The sequence below is a fragment of the Sporosarcina obsidiansis genome (genome assembly GCF_009651005.1).
GTDB classification, from domain to species: domain Bacteria; phylum Bacillota; class Bacilli; order Bacillales_A; family Planococcaceae; genus Sporosarcina; species Sporosarcina obsidiansis.
Window position 1 is genome coordinate 1 of record NZ_WHVW01000018.1, and the last position, 12573, is coordinate 12573.

At 42.1% G+C, this 12573-nt stretch carries 13 protein-coding genes; 4 read left to right on the forward strand and 9 right to left on the reverse strand.

Annotated elements, in window-relative coordinates; genetic code table 11:
- Nucleotides 1-129: 129 nt before the first annotated feature.
- Entirely contained in the window at nucleotides 130-885 is a 756-nt protein-coding gene (locus GD002_RS13480) for an SDR family NAD(P)-dependent oxidoreductase (protein WP_153732886.1), read from the reverse strand.
- Nucleotides 872-1816 carry an MBL fold metallo-hydrolase gene (locus tag GD002_RS13485; protein ID WP_153732887.1) on the reverse strand — a complete coding sequence of 315 codons (945 nt, stop codon included), beginning with the start codon at nucleotides 1814-1816 and terminating at the stop codon, nucleotides 872-874. Before GD002_RS13485 ends, GD002_RS13480 begins: the two co-directional genes overlap by 14 nt.
- 188 nt (nucleotides 1817-2004) lie before the next feature.
- Here GD002_RS13485 and GD002_RS13490 point away from each other — a divergent pair, with 188 nt between their 5' ends.
- From GD002_RS13490 to proC, 3 genes are all read left to right on the forward strand, one after another.
- Nucleotides 2005-3144, forward strand: coding sequence for an SPFH domain-containing protein (locus tag GD002_RS13490; RefSeq protein WP_153732888.1), 1140 nt, complete (start codon nucleotides 2005-2007; stop codon nucleotides 3142-3144).
- Between the two features lie 10 nt (nucleotides 3145-3154).
- Complete coding sequence (locus GD002_RS13495) at nucleotides 3155-4264, forward strand: zinc ribbon domain-containing protein (protein ID WP_153732889.1); 1110 nt, start codon at nucleotides 3155-3157, stop codon at nucleotides 4262-4264.
- Between the two features lie 342 nt (nucleotides 4265-4606).
- Nucleotides 4607-5416 carry a pyrroline-5-carboxylate reductase gene (proC, locus tag GD002_RS13500; RefSeq protein WP_153732890.1) on the forward strand — a complete coding sequence of 270 codons (810 nt, stop codon included), beginning with the start codon at nucleotides 4607-4609 and terminating at the stop codon, nucleotides 5414-5416.
- A 38-nt stretch (nucleotides 5417-5454) separates the two neighbouring features.
- Here the strand turns inward: proC and rnz are convergent, their stop codons facing one another.
- From rnz to mce, 6 genes are all read right to left on the reverse strand, one after another.
- The gene (gene rnz, locus GD002_RS13505; protein WP_153732891.1) at nucleotides 5455-6402 is read right to left on the reverse strand and encodes a ribonuclease Z; all 948 of its coding nucleotides are present in this window, start codon (nucleotides 6400-6402) and stop codon (nucleotides 5455-5457) included.
- A 36-nt stretch (nucleotides 6403-6438) separates the two neighbouring features.
- Nucleotides 6439-7626, reverse strand: coding sequence for a DNA polymerase IV (locus GD002_RS13510; RefSeq protein ID WP_153732892.1), 1188 nt, complete (start codon nucleotides 7624-7626; stop codon nucleotides 6439-6441).
- 254 nt (nucleotides 7627-7880) lie between these two features.
- The gene (locus GD002_RS13515; protein ID WP_228548388.1) at nucleotides 7881-8345 is read right to left on the reverse strand and encodes a chemotaxis protein CheW; all 465 of its coding nucleotides are present in this window, start codon (nucleotides 8343-8345) and stop codon (nucleotides 7881-7883) included.
- A 36-nt stretch (nucleotides 8346-8381) separates the two neighbouring features.
- Entirely contained in the window at nucleotides 8382-9521 is a 1140-nt protein-coding gene (locus tag GD002_RS13520; RefSeq protein ID WP_153732894.1) for a M20/M25/M40 family metallo-hydrolase, read from the reverse strand.
- Nucleotides 9522-9538: 17 nt separating this feature from the next.
- A complete protein-coding gene (locus tag GD002_RS13525; protein WP_153732895.1) occupies nucleotides 9539-11086 on the reverse strand; it encodes an acyl-CoA carboxylase subunit beta in 1548 nt (515 codons plus the stop codon).
- Between the two features lie 3 nt (nucleotides 11087-11089).
- A complete protein-coding gene (gene mce, locus GD002_RS13530) occupies nucleotides 11090-11497 on the reverse strand; it encodes a methylmalonyl-CoA epimerase (RefSeq protein ID WP_153732896.1) in 408 nt (135 codons plus the stop codon).
- A gap of 125 nt (nucleotides 11498-11622) precedes the next feature.
- On the opposite strand from mce, the gene prli42 reads away from it, so the two are divergent.
- On the forward strand, nucleotides 11623-11718 hold the full coding sequence (gene prli42 / locus GD002_RS13535; protein ID WP_153732897.1) for a stressosome-associated protein Prli42: 96 nt from the start codon (nucleotides 11623-11625) through the stop codon (nucleotides 11716-11718).
- 64 nt (nucleotides 11719-11782) lie between these two features.
- On the opposite strand, the gene GD002_RS13540 is transcribed toward prli42, so the two are convergent.
- Entirely contained in the window at nucleotides 11783-12223 is a 441-nt protein-coding gene (locus tag GD002_RS13540; RefSeq protein WP_153732898.1) for a BrxA/BrxB family bacilliredoxin, read from the reverse strand.
- Between the last annotated feature and the right edge of the window lie 350 nt (nucleotides 12224-12573).

The following is a 12573-nucleotide window of genomic DNA, read 5'->3' on the forward strand; positions in this document are numbered from 1 at the left end:
ATTTCTCTGATTTTAGTACCGAAATGACAAAAGGGTTGGAAATCGTTACGATTTCCAACCCTTTTGTCTACAGTCTGCGCTTACTTATTATTCATAAGTAAGCATTTTTCTTAACGATGAACTATAGACTCACTTCTTATAGAAAAAAGGACGTCCAATCACTTCAATCATAGAGGGCGCGAGTGCATACAATTTACTCGTCAGACCCATAATTTTAGGCAAATTTACTTCTCGCTTAGGTTGGTGGATGGTCTGTATAACAGAGCGTACCACTGAATCTACAGTAAGCAATTGAGACCCCATAGCTTGCTTGTAATTCCCCGTCTGGTCTGCCAACTCGATAAACGGTGTGTCGATCGGACCAGGATGAATCACAGAGACATCGAGCTGGTAAGGAGCCACTTCCATCCGCAATGCATTCGTATAACCAATTAGCGCATGCTTAGTTGCCGCATAGACCGATGTCTTTGGAGTCGCGACTTTCCCTGCTTGCGAACCAATGAACAACAAATGCCCGCTTTTGCGTTCCATCATGGCAGGAAGCAATCGTTTCGTCAATTGCATTGGCACGAGCACATTCGTTTCCAGCATCTCTTCCATTTCTGCATCCGCCACTTCATGCGCTAAGTTAAATCGACCGACTCCTGCTGAAAATACGATGATATCTGGAACTACAGTACGAGACACCAACCAATCTAGTTGCTCTACGTCCCGTAAATCCGCACAAAACCCTTCGACACCAAACTTTTGTAGTTCTTGTAACGCAGCCTCATTGCGTCCAGTCGCCATGACATGGAAATCATTAGCAGATGCCAAACGCTTCGCCAATTCAAAACCGACACCGCTCGTACCGCCCGTTATCAAAATGGATTTAGCAGCTGGCATACTGATGAACTCCTGCCTCGTCTACAGTCTCCGTAATTAATTCTTTGGAAATCAAATAGTCAAGCTGACCAATCGTTTCCGATAATGTTAGACCCAGCTCTTTTTCGTAAACTGCCGGAAATAGTCGTTTAGTCAGCTCAAAGACGGTTTGCGACTCTTCACGTAGCATGCCTAATACTTTCATTGCCCGGTCATTCTGCTTTTCCAAACGTTCGGTGATCAGTGCATGTGCATTACGAACTTCTCCACCGTGCCCTCCATAGACGATATGTACAGGTAAGTCCAGCAACCGAGTAAGTGACGCATTATACTGTAGTAATGCCCTAGGCCGCCCTTCCTCTTTTCTAAAAGGTGGCTCGATTAGTGGATTAGAAGAGACTTTTTCCAATAAAAGATCGCCACCAATTAACATACCTTCACGCTCATTCCAAAGCGACAAATGGCTTTGTGCATGACCCAATGATTCTTGTACTTGCCAACCTGGATGACCTGGTAACTCTACACCTTCATTCATCACACGATCCACCGGACGATTGCCCATCAGATCGACTGAACGTCGAAAGCGTCTAACCCATTTTGCATAGTGTTCAGGTACCCCTTCTTCATGGAGCGACTGTTCATAAAAGAGATCATGTCGTTCTAAAAATTCTTGATCACGAGACAGCCAATAATTTAAATAGGGATGACCCAAGATTTCTGCCCGATCAAATGCTTCGACCCAACCGCAATGATCGGGGTGATGATGCGTGATGAATACTTGCTCTATATCCTTAAATGTATAACCTAATTCTTTTAATTCAAGTTGTAACACTTCATATGCTTCAGGCGTCTTCGTCCCAGCATCGACTAATGTCAACGTGTCCCCCTTCAATAAAAAGCAATTCACATCTCCGACCGCAAACGGAGTAGGCGTCGTAATTTTATATATCATAGAAAGTTCCTCCTCAAAATGAATGACTGTTCAGTCTATTGTACTCTCTTTTTTCTATATCGTCACGTAAAGGTTTCTATGACAGCAAAAAGTTTTGAAAGAAGTGAAACCAATTCGGATATCTGTCGTATGTTATACTACAAGAAATAGCGGTATTTGTAATATGCTGTCTACATGGAGGGATTTCAATGGGATTTTTCAACTTTTTTAAAAACCAATTTATTGAAGTAATCGAATGGCAAGATCCAGATACCAATACATTAGTCTACCAGTTTCCAGTTCATAATAATGAAATCAAAATGGGTGCGGAACTGACTGTCAGAGAATCACAAGTAGCGATCATGGTTAACGAAGGAGAAATCGCAGATGTATTCGGTCCAGGGCGACATATCCTCTACACACAAAACATGCCCATCCTTACAAAATTAAAGTCGTGGAAGTATGGTTTTGATTCTCCTTTTAAAGCAGAAGTCTATTTCATTAATACGAAGCAGTTTATTAATCAAAAATGGGGTACTTCTAATCCCATCATGATGAGAGATCCCGATTTCGGTATGATTCGCCTTCGTGGATATGGGATTTATTCTTATCGAGTGTCAGAGCCTGTAGTATTCTTAAGAGAATTATTCGGAACCAATAGTTCATACGATACGAATTCAGTCGAAGGTCATTTGAAAAAAATGATTATTTCGGGGTTGGCTGACTTGTTCGCAGAGTCACAGATCCCTGCTCTTGATCTCGCGATGCATTACGATGAATTAAGCGAGCATGGCAAGCAGAAGATGGTTCCGCGTTTTGCTTCATTCGGTTTCGAGATTACCTCTTTATACGTTGAGAATCTATCACTGCCTAAAGAAGTAGAACAAGCAATGGATAAACGGACGACGATGGGTGTGCTTGGAAATATGCAGCAGTATCAACAATATCAAGCGGCAGAAGCGATTCGAGATGTTGCACAAAACGATTCTGGCGGTCTTGCAGGTGCAGGTGTAGGTATGGGAGCAGGTGTCTCTCTCGGTCAAGTCATGGCGAATGCAATGTCTCCGAACCATCCGTCCGCTCAACCAGCTACAACGACAAAATCTTGTCCACATTGTCAAGCGACCATACATGCGGATGCAAAATTTTGTGGACAATGCGGAAAGTCAGTCGAAACGGAAAAGGCTCCTTGTATCAATTGTGACGCGCAAATTCCAAAAGATGCAAAGTTCTGTAGTGTATGCGGCACGGAACAACTATCAGAAAAAGTGTGTCCAGCGTGTTCTCATGCAAACCTGCCTAACGCTAAGTTTTGTGCAGAGTGCGGTGAGACGTTGAATGCAAAGTGAGGGATGAACGTTGACTTCATTTGATGAACAGCAAACTGCAGTAATGGAAGATACAGAAAATATCAAATGCCCTTCATGTGGCGGAAATACCAATTTCGATCCGGCAACTGGTGGATTAAAATGTCCGTTCTGTAGTCATGAGATACCGATTGAAGCTACGTATGAACAAAATATAGAACTTGATTTTGTTGAAGCTGGTGAAAGCCTACATCATTTATGGAAAGAAGATAAGCGTGTCTTTTCTTGTGAAAACTGCGGGGCACAATCAGTCCTTGATGCAAATGTGGTAGCGGATTTCTGTTCCTTTTGCGGCTCTTCGCATATCGCCATTACTAAACAAGACGCAGGGATTCAGCCAGGGCTCTTAATTCCATTCCACATTTCCAAAGAGGAAGCGAATGCTAAGTTTAAAGAATGGATCAAAGGGCATTTTTTTGCACCTTCCAAGCTAAAGCAGTCTTATCAGTTAAATAAAATTTCGGGTGCTTATCTACCCTATTGGACATATGATAGCCATACAAGGTCCAGTTACGTCGTACAAGTCGGTAATTATTACTACGTTACAGAGACGCGGACTGTATATGAGGATGGAAAGGCGAGACAAGTGACCGAGCAAGTACGAAAAATTCGCTGGCATCGAGAGAGCGGAAATTATAGAGAGTTTTTTGACGATGTCTTGGTGAAAGCCTCCACTACGATCGAACCGAAATTACTGCAAAAAGTACAGCCCTTCCAATTGGCAAGCTTAACTGATTACAAAGTAGAATACATGTCAGGCTTTTTAGCGGAGCGGTATTCCGTCTCCCTACAACAAGGGTTTACGGAAGCACAAAATTTCATGAAGCAACGGATCATTAGTGGAATTGAAGGCAGTATCGCAGGTGATATTGTAGAAGTAGTAAATGTTTCTACCGACTACTCAGATATTACATATAAACATATATTATTGCCCTTATGGATTTCTTCCTTTCAATTCAATCAAAAAATCTATCAATTTTTAGTGAATGGACAAACGGGTAAAGTTACTGGAAATTATCCAATTAGTATTATGAAGGTGGTTCTTGTATCAATCAGTGTCCTCATGATCTTATTTATCGTCTATATGTTTGTGGACAGTTAACTACTTGATCCAGCACCGTTTGACATTTTGTTTGGTACATGCAATAATCATAAAAATAGAAATGAACGAGCATTGAGGAAGACGAGTAGATGTGGTGATGGATTGAAGAGAGCATGGTCATAGGCTGCGAGCCATGCATCCCTCTCCCCTTCGAACCTCCTTCCGAGCTGTTATGGAAACATGACCGTATCTTCTGCGATAAAGAGGATTGAAGTTGTGCTGTCTAGTGAACAGCAAATTTAGGTGGCACCGCGGAAACCAAGCGTTTTCGTCCTGAAGTTTAGGATGAGAACGCTTTTTTATGTGACTTCAGCGGTTGTCATGAGGAAGGATTGATGAAAATTGGAAAAGATTTTATTTATAGGTGCAGGATCGATGGCAGAGGCCATTATATCAGGAATCGTGGAACAACAAGTACTACCTGGAAAACAAATTTATGTTATGAATAAATCAGATGCAGAACGGCTATGCAATTTGGAGACTCGCTACGGAATTACAAAAGTATGTGAGGACCGATCCTTCATGAACGAGATCGATTTGGTCGTCCTCGCAACAAAACCAAAGGATATTCAACAAGTCATGCACGATATACGTCCATATTTAGCTGACGGGACGGCAGTTCTTTCTGTGATTGCGGGGATCTCAATCGAGACATTTGAAAACGGGCTAGGTAAACGGCCGATTGCACGTTCCATGCCGAACACTTCCGCAACGATTGGGAAATCTGCTAGTGGCATTGCATTCAATGAGGAAGTTACATCTGAAATGAAACAGTCAATCCTTAGCCTGCTCGGTGCAATTGGCATCGTCAAAGTAGTGAAGGAAGATGATTTGCATGCCGTTACCGCTCTTTCCGGAAGTGGACCTGCTTATATTTATTACTTAGTGGAGGCGCTCGAAGAAGTTGCTGTTGAAAGAGGTTTAGAAGCTGGTGATGCAAGAGAATTGATTATTCAGACGCTTGAAGGCGCTGCCGCTATGCTCAAAACCACAGGTGAAGAACCAAGCACGCTACGGATCAACGTCACCAGTCCAGGTGGTACAACAGCTGCCGGACTAAAAGCTCTAGAAAATCACGAATTCAAATCAGTGATCGCTGATTGTATTAAAAGTGCAGAAGCTAGATCACGCGAGCTAGGCGCATTATCTTAATCAAAAATAAGCATCCACTCCCAATTAGGGGTGGATGCTTATTTTTGATTAAGCTCATTCAATTGTCCATGTTTCCACTGAAAACGCATGAAATCTTCTGCAATCGATATATGCGGAAAGATCGCGACTCCTTCAGCTAAAAACCCCGACATTTCACTAGGTAAAAAACGCGCACTAATATGATTAACAAGTAAATTTCTGACGTTTGCCTCTTTAGCAATCTCGGCTGCATCTTTAATCGTTGAATGACCAAATTCGCGAGCTCCTTGTGCGTACTGTTGTGAAAAAGTTGCCTCATGAATGAGAATATCTGCATCACGTGCAAGCTCGATTGATGACTGGCAATAGGAAGTGTCACCAATCACGGTAATGACAAACCCTTTCTTTCGTTCGGATGTGACATCCCGGCTATATACCGTATTCCCATTATCTAATTGAATATCCTGTCCTTCTTTTAACCGTTGCAATAAAGGACCTTTTGGAACGCCTTGTTCAATTGCTCGATCTATCAATAACGTACCTGGTAAATCTTTTTGTTCAATTCGATATCCATAACTTTTTACTACGTGCTGAACTTCCTTTGCATACACTCTGAATTGATCACTTTCCATAATGAGTCCTTCTGATACTTCATGGATGTTCAGCTCATATTGCAAATGTGTGCCAGTGATTCGATAGGTATGAAGGAGCCATTCTTTTAAGCCAGCTGGTCCATAGATATCAACTGGAGTCTCTCCTCCTAAAAATGCACGTGAGCTGAGAAAACCCGGCAATCCAAAAATATGATCACCATGGAGATGTGTAATAAAGATCTTCGTAATTTTTCTTGGTTTAATAGAACTGTAGAGCATTTGATGCTGCGTAGCTTCCCCGCAGTCGAACAGCCAATTTTCTCTGTTCTCATCTGTCAGATCCAAGACAAGTGAAGAGGTATTGCGCTGTTTGGAAGGCATTCCAGCTCCCGTGCCTAGAAACTCAATGTCCATTGGTAAGTCTCCTTTCTACTTCCATAACCATCTAAACTATTTACTGCAGCCTTTTTGAATAACGCCACTACCAAAGCGTTCGGAAAGATCGGATACAAGTAGATCTAGTTCGTATTCTTTCTCCTGTTGTTCAAAGTTATCGAATGTTAGTTGTTCTACCATTTCATTCCGTTCGATGACGTTTCCAACGGTTATACCAAGCAGTCGAATCGGTTCGTTATTCCAATGTCTTTCAAAGAGTTGGAGGGCAATTTTCGTAATATCTTCTGCTAGGTAGACTGCTTGATGAACAGTTCTGCTTCTTGTTGTGTTTTGCCAGTCTGCATAGCGTATCTGTATCGTGACCGTGATGCCTGCCAACGATTTGGCAGCCAGTCGTTTGGCAACTTTTGTGGCAAGACGTTCAAATATCGGAATACAATCCAGGAATTCCGTGAGATCAACAGGTAACGTCGTGGAACTTCCGATACTTTTCCGTTCATCTGCACTTTCTGGATCTACCGGTCGTGTGTCGATTCCATTCGCACGTTGTTGAAGTCGCATGCCATTTTTCCCTAACAAAGCTTCCAATTTAATCTTTTCAGTGACTGCCAGTTCGCCAATTGTATGGATTCCTGCACTGTTTAATTTCTCTTCAGTCCGCTTGCCGATTCCATGCATTTCGATGACTGGTAACGGCCACAGTTTTTCCGCCACTTCCCGCTTCCGCAAAATGGTGATGCCCATCGGTTTTTTCATATCTGAAGCGGTTTTCGCCAAAAATTTATTGGGAGCGATTCCGATTGAACAAGGCAAATCCAATTCATGTAATATACGTTGCTGCATTTCCGTGGCGAGGTCAAAAGCGTTGGTCAAACCACCGATCTCCGTCGTATCAATATACGCTTCATCAATGGAAACTGGTTCGACCCATTCAGTATAGCTCCGCAATAGATTAAAGACGGAATCGGACATTTGCCGATACAATTCGTGGCGTGGAGGTATGATATGCAAATTAGGACAAAGTCTTTTTGCTTCTCCAACTGTCATTGTCGTATACACACCATATGCCCTTGCTTCGTAAGAACAAGTCACTAAAATTCCTCTTCGTTCTTTAGGATTCCCCGCTACTGCAATGGGTAGCCCTTTTAATTCTGGATTGGCGGCCTGCTCCACTGACGCAAAGAAGCTATTCATATCAAGATGCATAATGACCCGTGGATGAGCTGAATATATATCCGTCACATGGACACCTTCTTTCAATCAATTTCGCTTCCATATAATTGATTCCAGATTTTTTCGAGCTTATCAAAGAGTTTCTGTGAAAATCTGTGAAACTCGCCGGAGGCTTTAACTTAATTTAACCAGGTTTAGAGCCCTTTTAAATTTAGTTAAAGTATCTGCTCAGAATGTAACCAACATGCAATCAACAGGAAAAAATGGCAAACCAGCTCTAGTCTGCCACTTTTCTTACCCCAATGTGTAAATACCCAATCAGTTTACGACGATTGGCTTTGTTCTTTCATGTAATCCGATATTTCATCCATTCCAGCAAGAGAGCTTGCTAATAGATTAGGATCGATAACTGTAATCACTCGATTCTCTAAATTAGCTACTGTCGTGAAATATGGCGTTTTAGAGTACGCTTTGAGAGCTGTAGAAGTTAACCTTTCATCAGGCAATTCCAATATCTCCTTTGCATCCAAGACTAACAATCCAATTTGGAGCTTGTCTGTTGCAAGTACCACCACATGAGATTCTTCGTTTCGTGAAGTGGGTTTATGGTAAAGAATTTGACTAAAATCCAATATAGGCACCAATTCACCGCGTGCCTTCATCAAACCTAGTAAGTAATCGGGCAGATGTGGAATAGGCGTAATGTACTCAAGTTTTTCTATAGAGACGACCGATTCTACAGGCAATGCGTATTCTTCATTGCCTGTTTGTACGATAACAGTTTGCATAGTTGCACCTTCTTTCATACAAGTAGAAGAGTTTTCTTAGGGGGTTGGCTGTTCAGCAGTAATAGACACTTCTCGAACAATTTCAAGCAATAATTTTGTCAGCACATTCAGTTCTTCAATCGGCATACGCTCGTTTTTCGTATGGATATCTTCATATCCTACAGATAAAGTGACGGTAGGGACGCCCATTCCATTGAACACATTCCCATCACTTCCTCCACCGCTCGTCATGATAGTTGGCTCGCGTCCAATTTTTTTGATCGCCTTCATCGCCACTTGTACGACTTGTTCGTTTTCGGATAAATTAAAACCTGGATACATTAATTCTGACGTCGTTTCCGCTCGGCCACCTAGCGAACTTGCGGTCGTTGCAAATTTCTCTGTCATTCCATCGATTTGCTTCTTCATTTTTTCGGGATTGATCGAGCGGACTTCTGAGAGAATAAAGGCTTCTTCACAAACAATATTCGTCGCTTTTCCGCCTTCAAATCTCCCGATATTCGCTGTCGTTTCATGATCAATTCGACCAAGCTTCATACCCGCAATGGATTTAGCAGCAAGTGAGATCGCTGAAATCCCTTTTTCTGGAGCCACTCCCGCATGGGCCGTTTTCCCATAAATCGTGGTCCAAAGCTTAGATTGGTATGGAGCAGCGGTAACAATACCGCCTACCTTGCCATCGCTGTCAATTGCGAATCCATATTTTGCATACAAAGCATCCGGATCCATCGCTTTTGCACCGACCAATCCACTTTCTTCTCCCGCTGTAATAATGAATTGGATATCACCATGTTGCAGCTCTTGTTCCTGAAGCACTTTCGCCATTTCAAGAAGAGCTGCGATCCCTGCCTTGTCATCCGCTCCTAGAATTGTCGTGCCATCACTATAAACGTAACCATCTTCCTTAACGACTGGTTGAATCTGCTGGCCTGGAACCACCGTATCCATATGGCAAGTAAAATAAATAGGATCTGCTAAAGGATTGGAACCTTTCAAATTCGCAATCAAGTTTCCTGCTCCATGTCCTGTTTTCTCACTCGTATCATCTTCAGTCACATCAAAACCAAGCGCCTTTAACTTTCTTGTTAGGACATCTGCTATTTCACGTTCATTTTTTGTCTCAGAATCGATTTTCACTAATTCTAAAAACTCTTCTAGTAATCGTTTTTCATTCAACCAAAAGACTCCCTTACTTATAGAGGTATATTGCCATGTTTTTTCTTTGGACGATCTTCCTCTTTATTACGCATCATTTCTAGGGCTTGTAATAATTTAATACGCGTTTCACGAGGATCAATGACATCATCAATCATCCCGTGTGAAGCCGCAACATACGGATTCGCGAACTTCTCCCGGTATTCTTCGATTTTCGCCGCACGAGTCGCTTCAGGATCATCGCTTTTGGCAATGTCACGTGCAAAAATAATATTCGCAGCACCCTCTGCTCCCATTACCGCCACTTCAGCATTTGGCCAAGCATAGACAATATCTGCTCCAATAGATTTGGAATTCAATGCAACATACGCACCGCCAAATGCTTTACGCAAGATCAACGTAATTTTTGGTACGGTTGCTTCAGAATAAGCATACAAAATTTTCGCTCCGTGACGAATGATCCCGCCATGCTCTTGCTTAATTCCTGGGAAAAAGCCCGTCACATCTTCAAATGTAATCAATGGAATGTTAAACGAGTCACATGTACGAATAAAACGAGCGATTTTATCTGACGAATCGATATCCAGTCCTCCAGCCATAACTTTTGGCTGATTACAGATGAACCCAACTGTTTCACCTTTCATTCGTGCATAGCCAACGACTGCATTTTTCGCGAACTCTGGCTGAATTTCAAAGAACGATCCTTCATCCACCACATGTTCAAGCACTTTCCGTACATCATACGGACGAATCGTTTCAAATGGTACGACATCTGCTAAGTTCTCGCGGTAGTCATTTTGCTCTTCATATGGCTGAATTGGTGTCTTTTCATTATTGTTTTGCGGTAAATAAGACAATAGATCTCGCACTTTTTGCAAAACTACTTCCTCATTTTCTCCACGTAAATGAGCATTCCCACTGATCGTGTTATGCACTTTTGCTCCGCCAAGACCTTCGGATGAAATTTTTTCTCCCGTCACGGTTTCAATGACTTTCGGTCCTGTGATAAACATTTGACTTGTTTGGTCTGTCATGATGACAAAATCCGTAATAGCAGGTGAATATACTGCTCCTCCAGCACACGGTCCAAGAATTACTGATATTTGCGGAATGACGCCAGAATAAATAGAGTTCCGATAAAAAATTTCTCCATATCCATCAAGAGATAATACACCTTCTTGAATACGAGCGCCACCAGAATCATTCAAACCGATAAATGGAGCACCATTTTTGGCTGCTAAATCCATGACATTAGCGATTTTCATAGCGTGCATTTCTCCAAGTGCACCACCAAACACAGTGAAGTCTTGTGAGAATAAGTAAATCGGACGTCCATGAATTTTTGCGTACCCTGTTACAACACCATCGCCTGGTCCTTTCTGCTGATCCATACCAAAATCACGAGTACGATGGATGACGAATGGATTCAATTCCACAAAAGATCCTTCATCTACTAATAGCTCAATTCGTTCACGAGCCGTTAGCTTTCCTTTTTCATGTTGCTTAAGGATTCGCTCGTCACCGCCCCCTAGCTCTATTTCCCGTTTTTTGTCATATAATTCATTAATTTTATCGTAAATATCCATCCCTTACTCCCCCTTATTCTTTTCGCATAATTCATAAAGCACACCATATGATGATTTTGGATGAAGGAACGCCACTTCTGCTCCCCCTGCACCTGGCTTAGGCTCATCTTGCAACAACTGAACCCCATTTTCTTTCAATTCTTTCATTCTAGTGCGAATATCTGAGACGCCAAATGCGATATGATGAACCCCTTCACCACGTTTAGCGATAAATTTTGCTATCGGACTGCTTTCTGTCATCGGCTCCAGCAATTCAATTTTCACGTTATGTGCATCAATGAAAGCTACTTTCACGCCTTGACTAGCCACTTCTTCAATAGCCATAACTTCCAGTCCGAGTGTATGTATGTAGTATGGTAATGATTCTTCCAAATTCTTAACCGCAATACCTATATGATCCACTTTATTCATATGACATTCTCCCTTGTCTACTTGTTAGTGATTTTCTCTGATAGAACAGCCATTCCAGTTGTGAAAATCCTTGAATCTGTTAAAATAGAGCCATACCTATTTCAACGTGTAAGGAGTCTTGTTGCATGAGTAATAAAAAAATTCAAAAAACCGTTGTCTATTTAATGATTGCCGCCATGATTGCATCCACCCTCGTCATGGGCCTTAGCATGTTCTTATAAAGTAATGACAGTTCGCATGTTTGATCATGCGAACTGTTTTTTGTTAAGAAACGAAGCTGTTTTCTTATAGTTCTTCGCAATGTTCTTCAAATTGGCTTTGAAGGTTTACGACAACAGACATCGGGTCATGGCCTTCAATTTCATAGCGACCTACTTCTGCTATAAGCTTTCCGTCCTTCAGAAGTGCAAATGATGGTGAGGATGGAATATGATCTTCACCAAAGTGCATACGTGCTTGAGCAGTTGCTTCTTTGTCTTGTCCCGCAAACACTGTCACTAAGTGATCTGGGCGTTTATCGTAATGAACGGCATGGGCAGCTGCTGGACGTGCAATCCCTCCTGCACAACCACACACAGAGTTCACCATAACTAGAGTCGTGCCTGGACGCTTGAATGCTGCCTCTACTTCCTCAGGTGTTTGTAATTGCTCATAGCCACTCGCTTCCATTTCCGATCTCGCTTGGCTAGTAATATCGTTCATGTAAAAATCAAAGTTCATTGTCATTTTACTGAATCTCCTTTCTTTTTATATATAATTGTGATCGCCATTTCAGTCAACGTAAACTGAGACGTTTTATCTGCTGAAAAATGTCTGACGATCCACTTCAATCATAGCATATCTATCTGTCATTTACGTCTAGACGTAATCGATCAATGAATATTTTTATACATGTCCGTAAAAAATGCAAAGGCTGTTTCTTGGTCGATACGACTCTGAGGTACAAGTAAGCGACGACTAGCTCCTCGGGGCGTTTCAGGAAAGCAGTAAAGGCAAAAAACGCCTTTATTGATTTCCTTCCAACGCCTGTCGGAGCTTAACAGCCGTCTCCGCTTTTGGTTCATCTAGCTGCGACG